The organism is Hwanghaeella sp. 1Z406 (genome assembly GCF_048892425.1).
In the GTDB taxonomy this organism is placed as follows: Bacteria; Pseudomonadota; Alphaproteobacteria; order UBA8366; family Aestuariispiraceae; genus Pacificispira.
The window spans coordinates 146,952-167,241 of sequence record NZ_JBLZHU010000001.1 but is presented as its reverse complement, the minus strand read 5'-3'; the positions used below and the strand labels follow the sequence as shown (position 1 = coordinate 167,241).

Genomic DNA, 20,290 nt, shown 5'->3' with positions numbered 1-20,290 from the left:
ACGAAAATTTCTATTATTTTCGGATGATTTTCAGAAATAATTTTTGATTCTTAAGAATCCGTCGGATAATTCCGTTTGGTGATCCCATTGGGTAATTCCATGAGATTAATCCATTGGGGAAATTAAATGGAGGAAAAAAAGAGCCACGCAGTTACCCGCGCAGCCCATTTTGATTTAGTTAGCACTTAATCAATACAGCAGCGGCGGGAATTCTTCAAGTCTGAAACACGATTCAGGCAATGGATTTTTATTGCCTAAAACAAGGAGACTCAAATGCCGATGAAAATTCGCAAGATTATCACCCGCTCAACGGCCCGTGTGATAGGCCGCTTTCCAAGTCGGAAGGCGCGAGGAATGGTTGATTATGAATCACAGATCGAAAAGGACTTCGTATACCGCCTAGAGGCATGTCCATTCGTTATCGATTTTAGGAGCCAGCCGACCAAGATTGAGTTCAGTCACAATGGTAATCCCTCACATTACGTTCCAGATTACTGGGTTAGAACTTGGCATGGGTCGTTTTTCGCTGAGGTGAAACCAGACAGTATTTGGGATGATCCACAGATCTTAAGTCGGCTAAAGAGCATTTCGGTTGCCTTTGGCGAACGCAATGAGCGGTTCCGAATTTTCACTGCGAGTGAAATTAGGCGCTCACCTCATTTCCAGAATGCTAGGCTAGTAAACGATTTCCGATACTCAGCATTTGTGCCTTCTAAAGCTGACCTTCTCGCTGCACGAGCGTTTTTTCATCATACCCCCCAAACAACAGCATCAAGCTTATGGGAGCACTTGAGGGGGGACACTCTTGAGAAGACCGTTTTGCCATTTATTGCATTTGGTCAAATCAGGATGAACTTCGGCGTTAGATTTGGTGAGCATTCTAAGCTTTGGATTCCAAGCTGGGAGATGGGCCAATGATTGATCATCTCTTAAAACATGATTGGGTATTTGATGACGAAAGTTGTGTGAATGATTCTGACAATGAAGAGTTTTCTGAGAAACCGGATTTCAAAAGCGTATTTGATTTTGAGTCTCTACCTACAGATAGAAAATCCGAGGTAAAACAGCGCCTGAATATATTGAAATTAATTCAAGATTTTGGGCATGGTGGCGTGACACGAGAAGCATATGATTTCGTCGTGGAAACCAAGCTGTATTCAGTTCCATCTCAAACAACGGTTCGGGGTTGGTGGCAACGTTGGGTCTATTCTGGCTTTAAAGTCGAAAGTTTGCTCCCACGGTATCACCTAAGAGGAAACCGAACATCCAAGGTTTCCCCTGCAGTTGAAAGGATGATAGCTGATGCTATCCGTTCCAGATACCTGACAAAGAAGTGTCACACTGTGGGTGTGGTATATATCAAGTTGTTGGAAATGCTGGAGAAGGAGAATGTAGGTAGGTCAGTTGAGTTTCAGTTACAAGCACCGGCCCTATCCACTTTGACCAGGCGAATCCGAGCATTAGATCCATACGTTGTAGCTGTTGCACGAAAAGGGAAAGCCCATGCCGACAGGCTTTACAAGCATGTTGGCATGGGGGTAACAAGCCGGTTTCCACTTGATGTTGTGCAAATTGATCATACCGTTTTGGATGTAATTCTAACGGACGAAAACGGTACATTACTCGGTCGTCCTACGCTTACTGTCGCGATAGATGTCTACAGTCGCGCAGTTTTAGGATTCCATATTTCTTTTGACGCGCCCGGGTGGAAATCTGTGATGCGTTGTTTGTCGATGGCAATACAGCCCAAGGATTCAATTTTCAAACGATATAGTTCTCTGAGGTTTGGCTGGCCATGCCATGGCATCATGCTGACAGTGCTGCTCGATAATGGCCCGGAGTTTCATGGCCATGCCATCGAAGATGCAGCTAACGGCTTAAGTATTGAGCTTAGATACTGCCCAGCTAAAAAACCTTACTATAAGGGAATTGTTGAGCGCTACTTTGGAACGGCTAATACAAAGCTGGTGCATCGCCTACCAGGAACCACGTTCTCCAATACTAAGGCACGAGGAGATTACAAATCTGAAAAAGAAGCGTGTGTCACGCTTCCTAAACTCGAGGAGTGGTTTACTCGGTTTGTGATCGAAATATATATGCCTAGCCTTCATATGGGTATACTGGAAGCACCTTTAGATCGCTGGGGGAAGGGTGTTAAGTTAACGTCTATCCGGTTGCCAGATCCATCGATTCCAATGGCCGTCTTGCTTGGTGAAATCGTCTTTCGATCTCTAACACGCAGGGGGATCGAGTTGTATGGGCTTATGTTTTCATCTGAAGAGCTAGCACTGGATCTGCGCAGACGCATCGCTGTGCTTGGGAAAAACAATGCAAAAGGGAAGGTAAAAGTTAAATTCGACGCGTCGGATATGGGACGTGTTTGGGTACACGCAGTCCCGAACGAACCTCCAATTTATGTGCCTTGTATTGATCAGGAAGCCTCTGATGGAATACCCCTCTGGCAAGTAAAAGCAGTTCGAAGCCGGCTCTTAGCGGACGCAAAGATTCAACAGAAGGGGCGGCGTAAATCCCTGGTTGAAGGCACCGCCGAGTTGCAAAATGACATCCAAGAATATGGCGAAACTGCTCGTCGCAAGAAGCGCACGGCGAAACGATTAGGCCGCATGAAGGAAGGCGCCACGATTCGCGCGGCAGCGGATTATTCCAAGTTGAAACCAACCAATACTTTAAATGACGATAATATTTTTCGTGAAAATGAACGGGTGGAAGCGACTGAGAACATCACCTGGGAAGTGGGATTTTTGAAAGGTATTAAGGGAGCAGGCGAATGAACCAGGCTTCAAATGCACAACAACCAAAATCGCCATTAAATCAACTCAGTGACTCTGATATCGCGAGACTATCCAAGCTGGAAACGCTTTACGTCAATTATGATCAAACGCAGAGGGCCTGTGAGATGTTACGTCGGTTTCACATGGGCGCGCGCGAAACATCTGGAGGGAAGTTCATTTCCCTGATTGGAGACTCCGGTGCAGGGAAAACAACTGTCATTGAGCTCTACTGCGCTTCCATTGCTGTTCCAACGGTTGACCTGGACAAAAATGATGTAACCCCCGTTGTCTTTGTGACTGTTCCGGAAGACTGCACAGTCAAAGAGTTATGTGTTCGTCTTCTGGCGGCACTTGGAGACCCTTATTCCCACAGGGGCACAAAGTTTGAAATTGAGGCCAGGATCAAGCCACTTGTACAAAACAAGGGGGTGGAACTTATAATACTGGACGAATTCCAACACATGATTGATCCAGAACGAGGGAAAGTCGCTCATACGACTTTGGAATGGCTTAAGACCCAAATGAATACTTTAAATGTTGGGTTTGTATTGGTCGGACTTCCTGAATTCGAAGAGGTTGTGCACGACAATTTACAATGGCACCGGCGTTCCCGAGGTCGTTTTCAACTTCATCCTTTCAGTTGGTCAACTCCAGATGACCAAAACCGGTTCCTAAGTTTTCTGGGAACGATCGAAGCTTTAGTGCCTGTTCCCAATAACGACGGCTGCCTTCGAACTGGTAATCTGCCGGCAAGAATAATCCACGCTACTGGCGGGCACGTTGCGTTTGTAATGCGCCTTATTCGACAGGCTGCTGAAGAGGCTATTGATCAAGAGGCGGAAACACTTACGGCCCATCACTTCCAAAAAGCCTACAATGTTCTCGAGGGGTTCTCGAAACCAAAAGAAAACAATCCATTCATGCCCAACTTCAAGAGAAAAGGCGTCATACATGATATCCACCGGAAGACGGAGGTGCTGCAATGACTTCGTTTCAGAAAGTTGCTGTCGCTGTTCGACCCTTCGATGATGAATGCCTTATGGGATACATTATTAGAGTATCTGAGATAAATGGATATCCAACCCCCACGTGGGTCACGCAGCTGTGGGGATCAGAGATTTCTAACAAAAGTCCACTGTCTCTCTCCGATCATACAAGCGGAATGTCGATTTGCCTTAGGCAAGATAAAGCAGTGCTCGAGAGGACGCTTATAAGAAATATCGACAATGAAAATCACCGAGTTCTGCTGCCATCTGGCGACTTCGTTCGATATGAAGATCTCTCACTAAAAGAGGTCAGAGTGTGTGAATGTTGCCTGCACGAGTTCGGTTACATCCGATGGCATTGGACAATAAAGGCAATCCCAGTATGCCATATACATGGGGTCACGCTTCGAACCCATTGCAGCTCGTGCAAAACCAAATTTCGGCATTTGAGACCAACAGTAAAGTGTCTTTGTGGCAATCGCTCTAAAGAAAGACCGTGGCCCTTACTTAAGGAAGAGCGCGACATCATAGATTGGCACATTCAGCGGTGGAGTTCGCAGGGGAAGCTGAAAAAAAACAGAGTGGAAGGTTTTCTTCCCCCAAAGGGATACTCCGAGTTACCCGCTGCCCGGCAACTCGCGGTGCTGAAGCTGCTGCGCGCGAGCGCCGTCCTAAAAGAAGATCAGGAAGAGGTTTCTACAACAAACCAGGACCCTTTGTTCGGTTTTCGCCTGCTGGGGGACTGGCCTTACGCCTACCATGCTCATTTGCGTAACATTGTTGATCGTTCAATGTCTAAGGTCACTGTTTTTCACCTGAAGAGTCACTTCAATACTCACTATAGAGCTGTATTAGAGAGCAAGCACTTACCTGGATATTCAATGCTATGGGCCGAAATCAAAAACTTCATGGATGCCCTGATTGGTGAGATTCCAGTCAACAGGCGTGGAAATGCAGCAGCGTTACCTGAAGAGGAGAAGGCAAAATACATTTCTCGTCAGACAGCAGCTCAAAAACTGAAGATGTCAAAAAGCAAGCTTCGAAATTTGGTTGGTTCTGGAATCATTGTTGGGCAGTCATTCCGTTACGCTAACAATACCAAGCAATTTCTCTGCGCTGAATCTGTTGAAGCATATTCGGAGCTTCAATCAAGGGCATTAACATTAGGCGAGACGGAGAAACTTCTAGGTGTTACGGCGCATGTTTTATCTCAGTTGATCCGTGCGAAATTGATTCGGAAAATTCCTGTTCTCGCTGCTGCTGATCGATCTCTGAGCTCCAGGATAGACCGCCGTTCAATTGAAGAATTAATCGATCAACTTTCAGAAATCTCTTCTCCATTCGATGGTGGCCGCATCTCTGAATTCACATCGCTTCCTAAAGCTGTAGCGAAGTATAACGCGAATGGAGTTTCCATGTTGGACATCATCCAGTTTGCACTGTGTTACTCATTGCCAATCTGGCGCGTTGGTTGGGCATCTAATGAGCTCTTAAAGCAATTTGTAATTCATGGAGATGATCTAAGAACAATGGGAACATCAGATACCTCGCGAGCGACCAGAACTTAATCAATGTTCGAAGCGGCACACTTCTGAGTGCATTGAGGACAGTTCATCAAAAACATTTCTCGGCCATCAGACCCGCCCCGAATAGCGGGCAAAGGCGGTAATGTTGGTAATATCAATCCAATCACCGCGGCCAGAATAAATTTCAGATGTTAGCCATTCTACTTCATCCTCCACATGCTCCTCCGAAACATCTCGGTACCAAGCCCTCAGCCGCCCGTCCTCTCCGCCGCTCCAGCGGTACCCACAGCGCTTCAGGGCATCTTTCCGCTCGTAGGGTGAATTAACCGCCCAGAGCCTCTTGGTGGGCATCCTGGCGGCCTCCAGCAACTGTGCAAATCCAGTGCGCCCAGAAATAGGCAAGGTGAGTGATAAGAGCTCCAGGACCGCTTGACAGTCCTGAAGTGCTCTATGGGCTTTAAAAAATAGACCAAAAGTGAGAGCGATCCATTCGAGTTTCCGACTGGTAACCCCTTCCTCTTTCCAAGCGATGTCATTCATTGAACAGGCCCATGCCTTTTCCTGAAATACTTTGCTGAGCCTTTCAACAAAGGGCCGATCAAAGGCTGCGTGATGAGCTATGATCAATACGGCAGGTTCGATCGCAGCCTCCAGGGCAGCGATATCAATCGTCTGTCCAGCAAGATCCTCGTCCTTGAGGCCCGTGACTTTTGATATTTCTGGATCAAGTGGCGCAAGCGGTTCCTGCAGTGCCTGAAAAGCTGTGCCAACTGAGAACAGTCTGCCGTCCCGGGAGAATGTGAATGGCAGAGCGGCGATCTCGATCACGCTGTCATGTTCAGGGTCAAATCCCGTTGTTTCGGTATCCAGAATGATACCAACCAAAACTTCTTCGTTTGGGTCGGGCTCGCCATAGGAATCTTTCGGCACCAGGCGTCTCTGTATCTGGTAGTTGGGCGAAGCTTCTAGAACCTTGGCGGCATTTTCAAGATCATCAGTCATATTTTGAGTTTCAGGCTACCCCATAGGCCCCGTCAATAGGATACACCAATGGGATCAACATTTACCCGAGGGGAAGTTGGATACCCATTACATCGGCTGCGGGCTTAAGGCCGAGGACATAAATATTTTGGAGATTTCTCAGAAATGTCGATGCGCTCTGAATGCAACGGGTATCTAGGGAAAGCCCAACGTGTAACCTTAAAGAAGTGGTTCGATGTTGGACACATCGATCTCTTTGGCTGCTTTTGACATATCAAAGTTGGTTTGCATGTTGAGCCAATAATGCGGTGTCGTGTTGCAAGCGCGTGCCAAGCGCATAGCTGTGTCAGTTGAAATCGCAGCAGTCCCTTTTATAATTCGGTCAATCCGGGTCCGAGGTACACTAAGGTGTTTGGCAAACGCTCCTGCACCGATGCCCATGGGCTCGAGATACAGTTCCTTCAGGACCTCGCCAGGGTGCATTGGGCTTTCTAGCATGCTCATTTTCACAATCCTTCCAGTAAACATTACTGCTTACGGTTTAACCGCAAGACGCGTTTCTCTGATCAGAATTTCAGCTGGGATGTGCCATTCATTGTGCAAAGCTCTAATTTGCGCAATAGACAGCGCCTTCTTTCGCCCTAAAATTTCTGACGCGCGCGATTTGCTATGCAACACTGTTGCGAGCGCCTTTTGGTCCAGATCATTCTGCTCCATGTGAAAGCAAATCATATCTACAGGATCGGGGTTTTGGACGGGATAACGCGTGTCTTCGTAGTTGGACGCCAAGTCGGACAGGACCATGAGGTATTCGAACTCAGGTGTCCCTTCCTCCGCAGCCCAAAACAAATCAATCTGACCAACCGCCCAGGCGAGGTCTTCATCGTTTTTGATTGTTCTTATTTCAAACCTCTTCATAGCACATCTCAGTCCGTGACTCGTGCTCTACATTCTAAAATTTGCTTCTCAATAATATGTTACAAAAGTCGCATCAATGCGATCATAATAAGCATGTACTCGGATAGCCTTCAGGTGAGGCACACTACTAACGCTGTCAAATTGGGAAAAATACGGATGATGAGCGCCACAGAAAAGATTTATCAGGAAGCAATAAAAAGGGGCTTTCTTGCAAGGGAAAGTAATCTGAAAGAGGCAGGCGGAGTTTACAGTCTTGATGCTGTATCGAAATTACTGGGCGTCTCAAAAGATGCCGTTCAGCAACAGGTAAGTGAACGACAGCTGATTGCTGTTCTCGAGAAGGACGAAACTCTGTTTCCGGTCTGTCAGTTTAGTGAAAATGCTCCGTTGAAGGGCCTTAAGGACGTTCTTCAGGAACTTAACACAGGCCAGCCCAGTTGCCACCTGTCTGTCGTGTCTGCGATTTCTGTCTCATCTTCATTCCCCTTCGGGTCATTACGATGAACCAGAAATCCTCTCCTATGCAATTCCACTAATCCGTCCCATAGGCGATGACGTCAGACAGTCCAAATATTTTAACGACGGGCAGAGGGGGCACCGCGTTGTCGTCGTTCGTCCTCTCGCGAAGTCATGGACAAAAGAAGGACCAGCAAGAAGGCAGAACCGGTTAATACCCCGAACCAAGCAACCGGACCCTGCTCCGGACCCCATGCGTCAGCTGAAGCCCAAAGCGATGCTGCAATCATGAACGCGCCTACCCAGCGGAAAATCGACCTATATGACGACGCAGCTGGCGGAAATCCAAGCTGGCGCTGGTGGCGATGCATGGAGAGCGACAAGCACGTCCAGCCAACAAAGGCGAGTAGAAGTGCAATAACGGTCATCCTGATACCTCACATGGGGCGGCAATCGGTCGCCTGTTCACCCGGGCACGGAGTTGCAAACTGGCCGCCGCGAACCCAAACCCGAATAGAATGAACGTGATATCCACGGCCGCCAGATCCCATTGCTGTTGCGATATGGATGCAATGAGATGCCGGTTCGTGCTTATCAGGTTGATGATGGGTATCGAACCGAACGCAAAGGCTGCAAACCCGCACTGAAGGTACCATCCGCGCTTTGCCGGGAAATTCAGGGCATGTATTGCCATAAGCCCCCAAACAATGAAAATTGCGTGTCCTTCCCATGCCGCGCGCTCCGCAAAGTCGGTGGGTATTAATCGGTTCGCCCAGAAATACGCAGCAAGGGCGACGGGAAGACCGCAAACAATCGCGACGTTCAGACGATCGACAATTTCAATGTCCCGTTCTGGCTGATCGCGACGGCGTCGGTTTTGCCGCCTTTTAACGGTCCATAGGATTAGTCCAGAGGATACCATTGCCGCACCGGCCAAACCCGACAGTATATATAGCCACCGGACGAGCGGCGTTGCGAAAAGGCCCTCGTGTAATCCCAAGAACCCATCGAACGTGCCGCGTGCGGCGTTTGTGACCCGGGGGGTCGTCCCGGTAAGTCTGCCGGTATCAGCGTTGAAGTGAAGCAATTCGGCACTGTTGACCGGGGCACGGATGTGATGGGCAAACGTGATATGTCGCGCGGTATCGCCGGGAAAATCGATGGAAATTGACCGAATTGTTTCTTCTCCCCATCGGGATTCGGCCGCAGTGATCATAGGCGTGAAGTCAATCGGCGGCACCGGCGTGCCGGATCGCTCCAACGGGGCCGACTTCTGGTACTGTTCGCTTTCATACTGTTGCATTGGGTCGTCCGAGCCCGCGTAGAACCCTGCAACAATCAATGGCATGTAATAGATGGCCAGAAATACCAGACCGGAATAGGTGATCATGATCTGGAACGGCAGCGTCAGAACGCTCAGGACGTTGTGCGCGTCGAGCCAAGCGCGTTGAGATGCACCCGGCCGAAACGTGAAGAAATCCCGGAAGATACGTTTGTGGGTGATGACCCCGCTCACCAGCGACACCAACATAAACATCGTGGCAACACCGACAATAATAATACCGGCGATCACCGGCATGTAGTGCAGTTTATAGTGAAGACGATAAAGAAATTGCCCGCCCCCGGTGTCACGTCCCACAAGTTCCTCGCCCGTGATGGGATCGAGAAACTTGGTGTGCCTCGAGCCGGTTCCAGGATTCGTGCGGTCAGCCCATATCACGCGAAGATAGGGGTTTTCTCGCTGTCCCGGAGGGTTGATGAACCAACTGTCTGCATCAGCGGCATACTTGCTCAGATAGGCCTGAGCCGTTGCGACGCTGATTGCCGTCTCGACATCGGCGACATTCGGCCGCTCCGGCATCATCCACCGATCAAGTTCCAGATCCGCATATCCGGCGGTGCCGGTCAGAAATACAAAATATAGGACACCGCCAAGAAGAAGCCCGGACCAGCCGTGCAGCCAATCCATGGACTGTCGGAATGTTCCTTTCATTGCATGCCTCCTTGTATCCAATACCAGAGCCCGGCGCTGATGAGCGAAGGGATCGTCAGCCCAACCCAGGCAAGAGTTGCGGTGCGCGCGGAAAATGCCCAGATGGCAGCCGCCGCATGGACGGCGAAGCTGAGCATCAAGGCGATGGCCGTCGCCTCGACCCTCGGCAATGGGAGCATGCTGGCGAGGAAAAGAGGGATCGCCTGGGCCGCAGCATAGCCGCCGAATACCGCCAAGATCGTGCGTGAAGCAATAACCAATTTTTCGTTGAGATGGTTCATGGTCTTGGGATCAGAACTCGCCCCGCAACGTGAACATGACACTCCTGGGCGCACCCCATCGGTTGTTCCGGGTCGTTCCGCCGAGACGCTCGTAATAGACCTCGTCGGTAATGTTGTTGACCGCAAACTGGGCTGAAAAATTGTTGGTGAGTTCATAGCCGACAAAGGCATCAAGTATGGCAAATCCTTCCTGCGTCACCCGCACGTCGTTGTTGGCATAGAAATAAGAGCTCATCACGCGCAGGTTGCCGCCGATCGAGAGACCGCCCAGATCCTCACCGCTGAACGAATAGCGCCCGGACAGATTTAGCATGTGCTTGGGGATGTCTTGGGCGAATACGTTTCCTTGGTTTCTGTTGTCTTCGACGTATTTGGTATTGGTGTAAGCATACCCGACCAGAGCCTGCATCCCTGGCAGGATTTCGCCGCTGACCTCCGCCTCGATCCCCTGGCTGCGAACCACGCCAGCGGCCTCGGCGCAATTGCCGGTGCAGTTGTCGATGGTGGTGACGCGGTTCTTGTCCTCGATCCAGTATGCCGCCAGGTGCCCGATCAGCGCACCATCCATCAGCTCAACCTTGGTGCCGACCTCGTACTGGTTACCTTCGCGGGGTTCTACAATATTGCCGGCTGGGGTTCGATCGGTTTGCGGCTCAAAAATGGAGGAGTACGAGCCGTACACGGACACATGCGGCAGCACGTCCACGATCAAGCCGGCGAAAGGCGTAAACTTGCCATTGATCTGCACATCCGACGATATGGTGCCAGCGTCGATGTCCCGGTTCACAGCGTTCCACCAAGTGAACCGTCCGCCCCCGATGGCTGTCAACCAATCGACACCTGGCTTCAACCTTGCCTGTCCATAAATGCCGAACTGCTCCTCGTCGTTCTTTTCCAGGGTGGTGTGGGCGATGTCCTGTTCGGCGATGCCGTGATCTGGGTTGAACGCATTCTGGGTACCGGCCGCGCCGACTCCTTGCTCCCTGTCCTCGCGCGAAAATAAATAGTCCGATCCGAATATGAACGTCTGTTCTTGCCCCATATAGTCCACTGGCACCATAACATTGGCGTCTGTGCTGACGTCCCACTTGGAATCATCCTGGCTGATCGGGCGAACCGTGACGTTGCCTGAGGTTGTGTTAACCGTGGAGAAGACATAATTGGTTTTGTTCACGCTATTTTGGAAAACGGCGCGGTTCTTCAAATTGGCTTCGATGCCGTTATCGAACCTATGGGAAAGGTCCAGATGAAGCTCGGATCGATCGTCCTCGGCCTTGCTCCAGGGCGCGCCGATGTTCGTGTTGCGTGAAAGCCGCACCGGCGTGTTGTCGGAATAGAGTATGGGAATGCCCTGAAAGGTGTGATGATTGTGTTGCTGATACAGCGCGGACATCGACGCGGTTGTATCTTCCGTCAGGTCAACGTCGACCACCCCGTACAACAGGGCCTTTCTGCTCTCGAACAGATCGACGAAATCCTCGCGATCGTCGTAGACCGCCACCAACCGACCGCGCACCTTGTCCTCTTCGCTTAGCGGCGACGAGACATCGACCTCGCCTCGATATGTTTGCCACGACCCGATCAACATGGATGCGTTTGCTTGCTTGTGGTTGAGAGGCTTTTTGGAAACGAGGTTGATGGCTCCGCCGGGCTCTCCCGACCCCTGGAACAGGCCTGACGGGCCGCGAAGAACTTCAACCCGATCAAAAATAGCCATATCAGGCGCCGCATCCGTATTCGTGCTGTGCAGGACGTTGATGCCGTCGCTCAGGATTGACGCCGTATGCCCGCGTGATCGGAAATCCGCCCGCGCATGGTCGTAATTAGTGACGCGCATACCCGTCGTTTCGGCGATGGCACCTTGTAGATCGGTATAGTTCCGATCTGTTATCCGTTGCTGTGTGATGACGCTGACGGATTGCGGAATTTCGCGGACGTCTAAGGGAATTTTCGACCCGACAGAAGATGTGGGCGAGGCGTAGGAGTCGCTGCCTTCCGTCCGTCCTGGATCTGCGAGCTGCCGCCCCTCCACCGTGATCGGACTCAGCACCATCGTCGCGTCATCGACGGGCGTCTCTACGCTCACCGCGCGCGCCGACGTGAACCGATAGGTGAGCCCGGAGCCAGCCAAGAGGCGATTCAGCGCGTCCCGCGCCGTCATGGTGCCGCTGACGGAGGCCGCTGCCTTGCCCGCGACGGCGTCGGCGGTTACTGCGATCTGCACGCCGGACTGATCACCGAACACAACCAGTGCATCGCCAAGTGGCCCGGCTGGAATGTCAAACAAAGTCGGTTCATTCGCCTGCGTCAGCAAATCTCCCGTCGGTGCCGACGCGTGAACCGTGCTCACCGGCAACGACGCCTCGCCATCTGGGCCGGTTTCGGCCGACGCCGTAAACGTCGCCAACAGCGCCGACGCCGCGACGCCCAACCCAAGCGAATGCATGTACTTCTTAATCGTCATCTCTACCCCCCTAACCCGTGCCCTCAAAGATCGTCGCTCTTGCTCTATTGAAAGTGCGACTTACTCGCAATCATGAAGATGACGGACGGGTGTGGACGTGTTTAAGGGGGGTACGTTAAAAATTTCACAGCGTTTGTCTTCAGCGCCCACCGACCACCAGGAGATAAGGCGTCAGGCGGATTACTGAGCCCTTGCCGGCACGGACGACGGCGTCGAGCGCTTCGGCCGGATGCGCGAGGTCGAAATTGCCGGTTACGCGCGTGCTGCCCAACGCCGGATCGCTAATCACGATCACGCCAGGATGGTAGCTGTTTAGACGCTCGACGACGTTTGCCAACGTCTCGTTCCGGATGATTAGCCGACCCCTGCGCCACGCCGCGATTTCGGCAATGGTCGCCTTTGATTTCTCAATGCCGCCGGACCGCGCCACGATTGCGCGTTCACCGGGCGCGAGACGTACGGGGGCCACGGCAGCACCGATCCGCATCACTTCGACGCCCCCCGACGCCAGCGCCACCGTCACGTCTTCCGCGCCTGTGCGAACGGAAAACTTTGTACCGGTGACTGTCGCCCGCACACCCCCCGCGTCCACCGAGAAGGGACGATTTGGCATTTCGACGATGTCGAAAAACGCCTGCCCCTGCAACAATTCTATTTGCCGCAGCCCATCATCAAACCGAACGTCGATGCCACTTCCGGCGTCCAGCGTCACGACACTGCCGTCGGCCAGCGTCACGTTGCGTACCTCACCGGTGCCGGTAAGGTAATCCGACTTGAGGTAAAGTTCGACCGTTGGAAAAATGGCGAGCAGCAAGCACGCGGCCAGGGCCGCCGTAGCGACAAAGACCACCGGGCGGCGGCGCGACGAATACCGGACGTCCCGCTCTGACATGTGCCCGGCAACGCTCCACATGCGCGAGATGCGCGCATAAGCGTCGGCGTGGGCTGGGTCGGCGTCGATCCATGCTTGCAGCCCGGCACGAACGTTCATGTCGCCGGGCGCCGCCTCCAGCCGCAGCAACCATTCGGCCGCCACGTCCAGCAACAGTTCCCCGTCATTGTCGTTCTCACCGGTCTTAAGATCGGATTCCATATTCGTGCGACCTCGATATTCCTTGCGGAGGTTGGTGTTATGTGGGGTCGATTCTAGGACGTCCCAGCGATTCCGATTTAAGGGCCTAGATCAAGAATTCTTGTCTCCAGCCCGGCTATTCGGACGCGTTGTCGAGACGTTTCGCGCCGTGCACCATCGCCTTGCGCACCAATTGATGCGCGCGCACGACCGAGATACTTAAGCGGTCGGCAATTTCCTGCAGGGAAAGCCCTTCGACCCGATGCATCAGAAAAGCGTCACGGGTCCGGGCTGGCAATTCTTCAAGCGCCGCCGAAAGCCGCCGTAGGTCGTTGCGATATAACAGTGTTTTTTCTGCATCCGGCGCTAACGAAGGAATACTATCGAGATCATCCGCATTCGGGAGTGATCGCTCCAATGACTGTCGGCGGATCCGGTCGATCGCCAAGTTTCGAACTATGCGAAAGAGGTAACCGACGGGATTGTCGATGGCACTGGGCTTACCGTTAGCAGCGTCGAAGCGGATGTACGCCTCCTGTACCACGTCCTCGGCATGTGCCCGACAGCCGACGATCGGAAATGCGTAGTCGATCAGCGCGGTGCGCTGTTCAACAAATATCCTAACGTGCGGACCATTCCGCTTCAGCATGCTGTCCACGCGGTTTCATCCCTATTTCCGGGCGTGCGACGAAGATGTACCTGCGATAAATTTGCGCCAAGTCTCAGCTTCGCCTTTAAGTGCGAACGATTATCAATTGAAGTCTTATCGGGAATTGCCGCAGCGCGCAACCGCATTGGTGTTGCATCTCATTGGCCGTATCACGCCGGGCCGACACTCGCGCGCGGCGGCTACTGATGGCACTGCCACCGCTCCAACCTGGTTGCTGGACTTGTCTAAAAAAATGGACCACACCATGCTCTTTAGGATGTCTGATTTTCTGACACGTCCAATTGGGTAGCGGTCGTACCACCGATATAATGTGGTGCGGGGGATGCCCAGCTTATCCAGCGTCTGTTTGATTGGCAGATGGGATTGCTCAACAAGCCGGATGGTCTCAAGTTTTTCAGATGCGGGATATCTCATTCGTCGTCTCCCCCATCCGCGATCATGCTTTTTTTGAGCAACCGCAATTCCAATGTCTGCTCTGCAACAACTTCTTTCAGATCACGCGCTTCCCGGCGAAGGGCCGTCACCTCACCCGTGGAGGCTGCACGCGCTGTATCACCAGCAAGTCGACGCTTGCCAGCTTCAAGAAACTCCTTCGACCATTTGTAATAAATGCTCTCGGCAATGCCTTCGCGCCGACACAGCTCGGCAATGGATTCTTCGCCACGCAAGCCGTCCAGAACGATACGGATCTTTTCTTCAGCAGAATATTGCTTCCGGGTCGCCCGGCGAATGTCCTTAATGGCTTTGTCGCCACCTGTCTGTCGTGTCTGCGATTTCTGTCTCATCTTCATTCCCCTTCGGGTCATTACGATGAACCAGAAATCCTCTCCTATGCAATTCCACTAATCTGTCCCATAGGTGCTGACATCAGACAGTTCAGCACAGCGCTGTACTTATCAAATGGCAGCAATAGCGGAGCGAAATCAATTTTCCAAGTGAGACCAACTCACGCTAGTTCGCCACTGGGTTCTCCTCGCAGGGTGGTGCGATACATCACGCGCCGGGCATCATCGTGGTAGTCGCCCATCGCCATATGGATGGCACAACGGTTATCCCACATTAACAAATCACCCGGTTGCCAGCGGTGCCGATAGGTATTTTCTGGTTCCGTTGAATGCTTGTAGAGGTACTCCAAAACTGGACGGCTTTGTTCTTCCGTCAGTCCTTCCAATTCAACCGTCGTCATTTCGGCAACATACAAGGCGGGCTTGCCGGTCTCGTCATGATATCGGACGACAGGTTGCAGTACCGGCGGATTGCGGCGGCGGATGTCTGCCAATTCTTCCGCGGAACGGCGTGCCCTGGTTTCACGAGCGACCGTCATGTCGTGCTTTGCGCGCATGCCAACCAACATCCGCTTATAAGGTTCTGGCAGGGTTTCCCAACTGCGATACATATTGCCAAACATCGTATCACCGCCAACTTCCGGGGCTTCGTCACAGTATAAAAGCGACCCCAGCGCCGGTCTTGTCGTGGTCGACAGATCAGAGTGCCATTGTCTTCCAACGACGAGCTTCTTTCCGGTGTTTTCAAAATTCGTCACCAGCAGAATTTCAGGATGGTCTGGATGACAGAATTTTGGGATCGCCTCATGCGTTTCCAATTCACCCAGGCGGCGACTGAACGCAATATGCTGTTCATGGGTCAGGTTCTGATCCCGAAACAACAGAACCAGATTATCCAACCAGGCCTGACGCAGGAATGCGACGGTCTCATCGGACATGGTCTCATCCGCAAGATTGACCCCAACAACTTCTGCCCCGATGGCGCTGGCCAACTTACGAACGACAATGTTGCTTTGCATGACTGGAAATCCTTCAATTCGTTTGTTGTTACGCGGATGGGACATTGCTGTCATTGGACCAGAAAAGCAGCTTCTTCTGGATGAATTTCATTATCAGATGCAGGCAAATGCCAATTGTCGACAGGCAGACCAGCGCACCAAACACACCTGCAGTATCCAGATTGAAGTTCATTTGCAGGATCAAGTTCCCCAACCCCTTATTGGATCCGACAAACTCACCCACGATCGCCCCAAGGATTGAGAAAATGATCGCTATTTGCAGTCCCGCAAAGATCATGGGCAGGGCGCTTGGCAATCGAACGGTCACGAAAATCTGCCAGCGCGTCGCCTGAAGCGACCGCATAAGATCAATCTGTTGCGGATCCGTTGAGCGCAGACCGGCAATGACATTCACCAGAATTGGGAAGAATGCGATCATCGCCGCGATGATGATCTTTGACGTGATACCAAAGCCGAACCACAGAATGAATAAGGGGGCGATAGCAACTTTCGGGGTCGTTTGAATGGCAATCAGATAGGGATAGAGGGTTTTTTCCACAATTCGGAATTGCGCGATGAAACTGCCAATGACGATCCCCCCGACCATCGCCAGCAGGAAGCCCAGAAGCGCCTCTGATAAGGTGTACCATGCATGCTCAATATAGAGCCCATTTCCCAAGCGCTCCACCAAGGCATAGAAGATATTCGATGGTGCCGGGAAAATGTAGATGGGCACGTCCATCCAGTGGATCGCAATCTCCCAGCCCGTGGTGACGATTATAAACAACAGTGGCACCAGGATAATTTCCGGGCGGTTCTTGATCAGACGGATCACGGGATTAGCGCGCGGCGTGCTGATGGCGGCGGTCGTTTCTGTGCTCATTCGATTGCTCCTTGCGCCTTGAACTGGTTGCGCACGCGATTGGTATAGGTGCCAAAGCGGTCGTGGGTCATCGTTTCCAATGTCCGGTCTGTCGGTAGGTCAACGTCAATCAAGTCCGCGATTGTTCCGGGTCGGGACGATAGGACCAACACCCGGGTCCCCAGGAAAACAGCTTCGGGAATGGAATGCGTGACGAACAGAATTGTCTTTCCAGACTCCTTCCAGATGCGACGCAATTCGACATTCATGTTCTCGCGCGTCATTGCATCCAATGCGCCAAAGGGCTCGTCCATCAGCAAAACCGCCGGATCGTGAACCAAGGCCCGCGCGATGGCGACACGCTGTTGCATTCCGCCGGAAAGCTCTTGCGGATACTTCTCTCGGAAATCGCCAAGACCAACCAGGTCCAACAGATCCTCTGCGCGCTTGCGATAGTCATTCATATTCAATTTCAAGATTTTCACAGGCAGAAGAACGTTTTGAATGACCGTCTTCCAGGGAAGGAGAACGGGGCTTTGAAAGACCATTCCGAAGTCTTTCTGGGGGCCTGTAATTAGCTTATCTCGAATGAAAATGTCACCCGACGTGCGGCTCATCAGGCCAGCCAGCATCCGCAGCAGTGTTGATTTACCGCACCCGGACGGACCGACGATGGAGATAAACTCACCTTCCCCAATTTCCATTGATATGGGACCCAGGGCCTGAATGCGGCCACCATCCCGTGTTTCATATATCTTGTTAAGATTATCGAGGCGGATAACAGACGAGCGATCATTTGGCGCTTCTGATGCCGATTCAACGATTGACGTTTTATGCATTGGGAACTCCCTCTGGTCCAGTGATGGAGCGTGCATAGGCAAGCCCGCCACCAGACGTCACGATTTCAAGCAGGAACGGGGAAACCGGATCAACGTTATGGACCTGGCCTGATGTATTATTCCGGATGCGCCCGGATGAAAAATCAACTTCAAGCTGATCTGCATCCTTCAAACTCTCAATGACCGATGCGGGCGCGATCAGAATTGGAATGCCGATATAGATTGCCAGACGAAAGGGCCCGCGTGAGACGGACTGGCAGATCAGGGCAACATTCATATCTTTCAATGCCAGGAAAGGGTGGCTGTGAATGCTGCCAGTCGCAAAATTCCGCCCGGCAACAAGGATATCACCCGACACGGCCTGTTGGGAAAACTCTGGTCGCGCACCTTCCAAAAGATGGCTGCGCAGCACTTTAGGGTCGTATTCAAACACATGGTTTGGGGCGATCATCTCGTCACTGGCAAGATCATCGCCAAAGCGCCAGCAGCGCCCGGTATAGGGTTTCATTTTACATATCCCCCTTTCACATAATTTCGGGGGTCCGTAATCCGGCCAACAATTGCCGATGCGGCAACGGTTGAGGCGCTGCCCAGATAGATATTCGCCTTGCGCGATCCCATGCGTCCTGAATCATTGCGCGTGCTTGTGCTGATACGGGTTTCGCCGTCGGCCAATTGTGCCAAGCCGCCGAAACACGGCCCGCATGTCGACGGCGAAATCACCGCGCCGGCCCGCATCAGACGGGTCAGAACACCCTGTTCGAGCGCCTGCTGATGGATCCGCCGCGTTGCCGGAATAACCAGCAGTTGGACCGATGGATGAACGGTATGCCCATCCAGAATATCAGCGGCCGCAGTCAGTTCGGCCAATGTCCCGGATGCGCAGGATCCGATATAGGCATGCTGAACAGGCGTATCCGGCAGGTCTATAACTGTGCTGACATTGCTGGGAAGCGGCGGCATGGACACACGGGGGGACAATTCCGCCAAGTCTATCGTCAGGCGGGCGGCATAGACACAATCAGGGTCACTTCGTTCCATTGAAACGCCCTCGATACCACAGTCCTTCAGGAATCGTTCTGTCACAGCATCGGCTTCCGCGATTGCCGTCTTGGCCCCCATATCGATGCACAGGCCACACAGTGTCATCCGCTCCTGTACAGAAAGGCTGGATAGCCCCGGACCGCCAAATTCAATGACGCGGTAATTTGCGAAATCCGCATCGATCTGTTGCATAACTGAAAGCACTAGGTCCCGTGCCGTAACACCCGCAGCCAAGTGGCCGGTCAGATCGATCCGAATTGTTTCAGGTACCTGTACCCAGATCTTGCCAATCGCCATGATCATGGTGACTTCAAACCCAAAGGGGACGGCAAAGGCACCAGCGCCCCCGATCGAAGATGTATGCGTATCCGCCCCGGCAACGAACATACCAGGCGTGATCAGGCCCCGTTCAACCACCAGCGGATGGGTGATCCCTTCCCCATCGAACAGATGCGCGACATCGGTTTCCTGGGCCAATTGGCGGGTCAAGCGATTGCGCTCGGCCCCTTCTTTCGAATGAACGGGCACTTCGTGATCGATCACGACGACCATGGTTTCCGGTCGGGCCAGTTTTGGAATGCCATTATCCCGCAAGCGCTTAACATAGGCCGGGAAAGATACTTCCGGCACGGTCACGATATCGGGCCAGGCCCAGACGACATCCCCTGGGGCAACACTGTCCGCATTGCTGGCACGCGCCAGGATTTTTTCGACTAAAGTAGCGGGTCGCTTTGTCATACTGTCGCCTCGCGGATCTTAGCTTCGAATGCGGCTTCGCGATCAACACCCAGCAAGGCATTCACATCGGCAAACCGTGTCATGCGATCCACCATATCTGCGGTGGTGCCGGTTTCACGCAGCGCGTCCAGAACGGACTTTTGGGCAGCAACCGCCATCTGAATTAGGGACAGCGCATAAATGGCCATGGACCAGCCTGCATCCGCCAATTCCTGTGTGGAGAAAATCGGGCGTATCGTTTCTGCGGTCAGATAGATCACCGGAACATCCACCGCATCGGCGACCGCCCGTAATTCTTCAACAGTCGTCAAAGACGGCACCATCACCGCATCCACGCCGGCTTTTTCCATGGCTTGAATTCGGGCAATTGAATCATCCAGCCCCGTCAGCGTCATGGCGTCCGTGCGACCAAAAATCAGAAAATCCTTACTGGATCGCGCCGCAAGAGCAGCCTTGAGGCGAAGGGTCATTTCCTCAATCGGGACCAGTGCTTTGCCCGGCATCGCACCACATTTCTTGGGCATCACCTGATCCTCAAGATGAATTGCAGCGACGCCCGCGCGCTCAAATGAACGAATTGTTTCCGCGATATTGGATATTCCGCCATAACCGGTATCCGCATCGGCGATCACGGGCTGGGAGGTTGCGTCAACGATCTGTTGTGCGCGCCCAACCATATCCGTCATGCTCAGCAGTCCTATATCCGGCTTCCCGAAACTGGCAGAGACCGAAAAGCCGGACATATAGACCGCAGGAAAACCCGCTTGCTCAATCAGCAAGGCACCAAGTGCGTCGTGGCACCCCGGAACAGGCGCACAGCCCTTCCCAGTCAGCAAATCACGGATGATGGACCCCGGATGTGTCACGACGCAATCTCCTTGGCTT

At 52.6% G+C, this 20,290-nt stretch carries 20 protein-coding genes and 2 pseudogenes; 6 read left to right on the top strand and 16 right to left on the bottom strand.

Annotated features, from left to right (window positions below; genetic code table 11):
* Positions 1 to 273: 273 nt before the first annotated feature.
* The 5 genes and pseudogenes from ACOSDR_RS00765 (at position 274) to ACOSDR_RS00745 (ending at position 5,346) form a co-directional block, all read left to right on the top strand.
* The gene (locus ACOSDR_RS00765; RefSeq protein ID WP_420730103.1) at positions 274 to 918 is read left to right on the top strand and encodes a Tn7 transposase TnsA N-terminal domain-containing protein; all 645 of its coding nucleotides are present in this window, start codon (positions 274 to 276) and stop codon (positions 916 to 918) included.
* Positions 915 to 2,792 carry a Mu transposase C-terminal domain-containing protein gene (locus ACOSDR_RS00760; protein ID WP_420730102.1) on the top strand — a complete coding sequence of 626 codons (1,878 nt, stop codon included), beginning with the start codon at positions 915 to 917 and terminating at the stop codon, positions 2,790 to 2,792. Before ACOSDR_RS00765 ends, ACOSDR_RS00760 begins: the two co-directional genes overlap by 4 nt.
* The gene (locus ACOSDR_RS00755) at positions 2,789 to 3,778 is read left to right on the top strand and encodes a TniB family NTP-binding protein (protein ID WP_420730101.1); all 990 of its coding nucleotides are present in this window, start codon (positions 2,789 to 2,791) and stop codon (positions 3,776 to 3,778) included. Before ACOSDR_RS00760 ends, ACOSDR_RS00755 begins: the two co-directional genes overlap by 4 nt.
* Positions 3,775 to 4,173 (top strand): annotated as a pseudogene (locus ACOSDR_RS00750) (TniQ family protein); the annotation flags it as partial. The gene ACOSDR_RS00755 and the pseudogene ACOSDR_RS00750, both read left to right, overlap by 4 nt.
* Before the next feature lie 186 nt (positions 4,174 to 4,359).
* Positions 4,360 to 5,346 (top strand): hypothetical protein, encoded by a 987-nt coding sequence (locus tag ACOSDR_RS00745; RefSeq protein ID WP_420730487.1) that lies wholly within the window; start codon positions 4,360 to 4,362, stop codon positions 5,344 to 5,346.
* Between the two features lie 66 nt (positions 5,347 to 5,412).
* On the opposite strand, the gene ACOSDR_RS00740 is transcribed toward ACOSDR_RS00745, so the two are convergent.
* From ACOSDR_RS00740 to ACOSDR_RS00730, 3 genes are all read right to left on the bottom strand, one after another.
* The gene (locus tag ACOSDR_RS00740; RefSeq protein WP_420730100.1) at positions 5,413 to 6,306 is read right to left on the bottom strand and encodes a 3'-5' exonuclease; all 894 of its coding nucleotides are present in this window, start codon (positions 6,304 to 6,306) and stop codon (positions 5,413 to 5,415) included.
* Between the two features lie 198 nt (positions 6,307 to 6,504).
* Positions 6,505 to 6,789 (bottom strand): HigA family addiction module antitoxin, encoded by a 285-nt coding sequence (locus ACOSDR_RS00735; protein ID WP_420730099.1) that lies wholly within the window; start codon positions 6,787 to 6,789, stop codon positions 6,505 to 6,507.
* Positions 6,790 to 6,819: 30 nt separating this feature from the next.
* Positions 6,820 to 7,203: a helix-turn-helix domain-containing protein gene (locus tag ACOSDR_RS00730; RefSeq protein ID WP_420730098.1), complete on the bottom strand. Its 384-nt coding sequence runs from the start codon at positions 7,201 to 7,203 to the stop codon at positions 6,820 to 6,822.
* Positions 7,204 to 7,359: 156 nt separating this feature from the next.
* Here ACOSDR_RS00730 and ACOSDR_RS00725 point away from each other — a divergent pair, with 156 nt between their 5' ends.
* Positions 7,360 to 7,707 (top strand): hypothetical protein, encoded by a 348-nt coding sequence (locus ACOSDR_RS00725; RefSeq protein ID WP_420730096.1) that lies wholly within the window; start codon positions 7,360 to 7,362, stop codon positions 7,705 to 7,707.
* A gap of 71 nt (positions 7,708 to 7,778) precedes the next feature.
* Here the strand turns inward: ACOSDR_RS00725 and ACOSDR_RS00720 are convergent, their stop codons facing one another.
* From ACOSDR_RS00720 to ACOSDR_RS00660, 13 genes and pseudogenes are all read right to left on the bottom strand, one after another.
* Positions 7,779 to 8,087, bottom strand: coding sequence for a DUF3325 domain-containing protein (locus ACOSDR_RS00720; protein WP_420730094.1), 309 nt, complete (start codon positions 8,085 to 8,087; stop codon positions 7,779 to 7,781).
* Positions 8,084 to 9,628, bottom strand: coding sequence for a PepSY-associated TM helix domain-containing protein (locus ACOSDR_RS00715; protein WP_420730093.1), 1,545 nt, complete (start codon positions 9,626 to 9,628; stop codon positions 8,084 to 8,086). The genes ACOSDR_RS00720 and ACOSDR_RS00715 overlap by 4 nt, the downstream gene beginning before the upstream one ends.
* A 20-nt stretch (positions 9,629 to 9,648) precedes the next feature.
* Positions 9,649 to 9,933, bottom strand: a complete 285-nt coding sequence (locus tag ACOSDR_RS00710; RefSeq protein ID WP_420730092.1) for a DUF3649 domain-containing protein — start codon at positions 9,931 to 9,933, stop codon at positions 9,649 to 9,651.
* A gap of 10 nt (positions 9,934 to 9,943) precedes the next feature.
* On the bottom strand, positions 9,944 to 12,397 hold the full coding sequence (locus tag ACOSDR_RS00705; protein WP_420730091.1) for a TonB-dependent siderophore receptor: 2,454 nt from the start codon (positions 12,395 to 12,397) through the stop codon (positions 9,944 to 9,946).
* 139 nt (positions 12,398 to 12,536) lie between these two features.
* Complete coding sequence (locus ACOSDR_RS00700; RefSeq protein ID WP_420730090.1) at positions 12,537 to 13,490, bottom strand: FecR family protein; 954 nt, start codon at positions 13,488 to 13,490, stop codon at positions 12,537 to 12,539.
* A 115-nt stretch (positions 13,491 to 13,605) separates the two neighbouring features.
* Entirely contained in the window at positions 13,606 to 14,118 is a 513-nt protein-coding gene (locus tag ACOSDR_RS00695; protein ID WP_420730477.1) for a sigma-70 family RNA polymerase sigma factor, read from the bottom strand.
* Positions 14,119 to 14,415: 297 nt separating this feature from the next.
* Positions 14,416 to 14,924, bottom strand: a pseudogene (locus ACOSDR_RS00690) (transposase); the annotation flags it as partial.
* A 161-nt stretch (positions 14,925 to 15,085) separates the two neighbouring features.
* Positions 15,086 to 15,943 carry a TauD/TfdA dioxygenase family protein gene (locus ACOSDR_RS00685; protein WP_420730089.1) on the bottom strand — a complete coding sequence of 286 codons (858 nt, stop codon included), beginning with the start codon at positions 15,941 to 15,943 and terminating at the stop codon, positions 15,086 to 15,088.
* A 28-nt stretch (positions 15,944 to 15,971) separates the two neighbouring features.
* Positions 15,972 to 16,805: an ABC transporter permease gene (locus ACOSDR_RS00680; protein WP_420730088.1), complete on the bottom strand. Its 834-nt coding sequence runs from the start codon at positions 16,803 to 16,805 to the stop codon at positions 15,972 to 15,974.
* Entirely contained in the window at positions 16,802 to 17,623 is an 822-nt protein-coding gene (locus ACOSDR_RS00675; protein WP_420730087.1) for an ABC transporter ATP-binding protein, read from the bottom strand. The genes ACOSDR_RS00680 and ACOSDR_RS00675 overlap by 4 nt, the downstream gene beginning before the upstream one ends.
* Positions 17,616 to 18,131, bottom strand: a complete 516-nt coding sequence (locus ACOSDR_RS00670; RefSeq protein WP_420730085.1) for a hypothetical protein — start codon at positions 18,129 to 18,131, stop codon at positions 17,616 to 17,618. Before ACOSDR_RS00670 ends, ACOSDR_RS00675 begins: the two co-directional genes overlap by 8 nt.
* Positions 18,128 to 19,405, bottom strand: coding sequence for a 3-isopropylmalate dehydratase large subunit (locus ACOSDR_RS00665; RefSeq protein ID WP_420730084.1), 1,278 nt, complete (start codon positions 19,403 to 19,405; stop codon positions 18,128 to 18,130). The genes ACOSDR_RS00670 and ACOSDR_RS00665 overlap by 4 nt, the downstream gene beginning before the upstream one ends.
* Positions 19,402 to 20,271: an isocitrate lyase/PEP mutase family protein gene (locus ACOSDR_RS00660; protein WP_420730083.1), complete on the bottom strand. Its 870-nt coding sequence runs from the start codon at positions 20,269 to 20,271 to the stop codon at positions 19,402 to 19,404. The genes ACOSDR_RS00665 and ACOSDR_RS00660 overlap by 4 nt, the downstream gene beginning before the upstream one ends.
* Positions 20,272 to 20,290: the final 19 nt, after the last annotated feature.